Origin of the sequence: Paraburkholderia sp. J94 (assembly GCF_905220285.1) — a bacterium.
GTDB classification, from domain to species: Bacteria; Pseudomonadota; Gammaproteobacteria; order Burkholderiales; family Burkholderiaceae; genus Paraburkholderia; species Paraburkholderia tropica_A.
Genome location: NZ_CAJMZH010000039.1, coordinates 1 through 1,588 on the forward strand (window position 1 = coordinate 1; position 1,588 = coordinate 1,588).

General features: G+C 62.1%; 3 protein-coding genes. All 3 read right to left on the bottom strand.

Annotated elements, in window-relative coordinates; translation table 11 throughout:
• On the bottom strand, positions 1 to 788 hold a 788-nt coding region (locus tag U4Y88_RS37505), incomplete at its 3' end, for an FAD-dependent oxidoreductase (RefSeq protein WP_321790113.1).
• Positions 789 to 792: 4 nt separating this feature from the next.
• Positions 793 to 1,161 (bottom strand): succinate dehydrogenase, hydrophobic membrane anchor protein, encoded by a 369-nt coding sequence (sdhD, locus tag U4Y88_RS37510; RefSeq protein WP_205987909.1) that lies wholly within the window; start codon positions 1,159 to 1,161, stop codon positions 793 to 795.
• Between the two features lie 2 nt (positions 1,162 to 1,163).
• On the bottom strand, positions 1,164 to 1,580 hold the full coding sequence (gene sdhC, locus U4Y88_RS37515) for a succinate dehydrogenase, cytochrome b556 subunit (RefSeq protein ID WP_310632600.1): 417 nt from the start codon (positions 1,578 to 1,580) through the stop codon (positions 1,164 to 1,166).
• Positions 1,581 to 1,588: the final 8 nt, after the last annotated feature.

Here is a 1,588-nt window from a genome sequence, read left to right on the forward strand (position 1 = left end):
CGCACGCCTTCCGTAATCAGCACGCCCGCACCGGCCACGCCGGTCGGGTGGAATTGCCAGAATTCCATGTCCTGCAGCGCGATGCCCGAACGCGCGGCCATGCCCAGACCGTCGCCCGTGTTGATGAACGCATTCGTCGATGCCTGGAAGATACGACCTGCGCCGCCCGTGGCGAACAGCGTGGTCTTGCCTTCGAGAATGTAGACGTCGCCCGTTTCCATTTCGAGCGCGGTCACGCCCAGCACGTCGCCTTCGGCGTCGCGGATCAGATCCAGCGCCATCCATTCGACGAAGAACGTGGTCTTCGCCGCGACGTTCTGCTGATACAGCGTGTGCAGCAGCGCGTGGCCGGTACGGTCGGCAGCCGCGCAGGCGCGCTGCACCGGCTTCTCACCGTAGTTGGCCGTGTGGCCGCCGAACGGACGCTGGTAAATCGTGCCGTCGGCGTTACGGTCGAACGGCATGCCCATGTGTTCGAGTTCGTAGACGGCGTTCGGTGCTTCGCGGCACATGAACTCGATCGCGTCCTGGTCGCCGAGCCAGTCGGAGCCCTTGATCGTGTCGTAGAAGTGGTAGTGCCAGTTGTCTTCGCTCATGTTGCCGAGCGAGGCGCCGATGCCGCCTTGAGCGGCGACCGTGTGCGAGCGCGTCGGGAACACTTTCGAGAGCACGCAGACCGAGAGGCCCGCGCGCGCGAGTTGCAGCGATGCGCGCATCCCCGAGCCGCCCGCGCCGACGATGACCACGTCGAACTTGCGACGCGGCAGAGAATTCTTGATTGCAGCCATGCTTTTACACTCTCCAGAGAATCTGCGCGGCGTAGCCGAGGCTGCCGAGCAGCCAGGCGATCGTCAGCACGTCCAGCGCGATGCGCAGGCCGACGGGCTTGATGTAGTCCATCCAGATGTCGCGCACGCCGATCCAGGCGTGATAGAACAGCGCGAGCAGCGTGACGAACGTCGCGAGCTTCATCCATTGGGCGGAGAAAATCGACGCCCAGCCGTCATAAGAAAAGTCGTGTGCGCCGAAGAAGAGCACGAGCAGCACGATGGTGTAGATCGCCATGATGACGGCGGTGGCGCGCTGGGCAATCCAGTCGCGCAGGCCGTAATGAGCGCCGACGACGAGGCGCTTCGGACCGATACCGTTTTTAGCCGACATTCTTAAAACGCTCCGAAGAGTTTTGCCGCGAAGGCGATCGTGAGGATCGTGGAGACAATGACGACGACGAGCGAGGTCGACTTGCCCTTTTCTTTGGCCGCGAGGTCATGGTTGAAATCCATGAACAGGTGGCGCACGCCGGCGCAGAAGTGGAACAGGAAGGCCCAGCCGAGGACCAGCACGACGAGCTTGACGATGATGTTCGAGAGGAAGCCCCGGAAGACCTCGAAGCTGAGTTCGGAGGTGAGGCTCTGGTCGAACAGGAACAGGATGAAAGGCAGGAAAATGAATAGAAGTGCACCGCTCACGCGGTGACCGATCGATACGCGACCGGCCAACGGCAGGCGGTATGCGAACAATATCTGCCCAATCCCGATGTTCCGGTATTCCGGCCTCGGTTTTTTTGCGGCTTCTGCCATGCTAGACC

Coding starts and splice junctions, on each gene's coding strand:
- sdhD (WP_205987909.1), bottom strand. CDS start 1,161: ATGTCGGCTAAAAACGGTATCGGTCCGAAGCGCCTCGTCGTCGGCGCT.
- sdhC (WP_310632600.1), bottom strand. CDS start 1,580: ATGGCAGAAGCCGCAAAAAAACCGAGGCCGGAATACCGGAACATCGGG.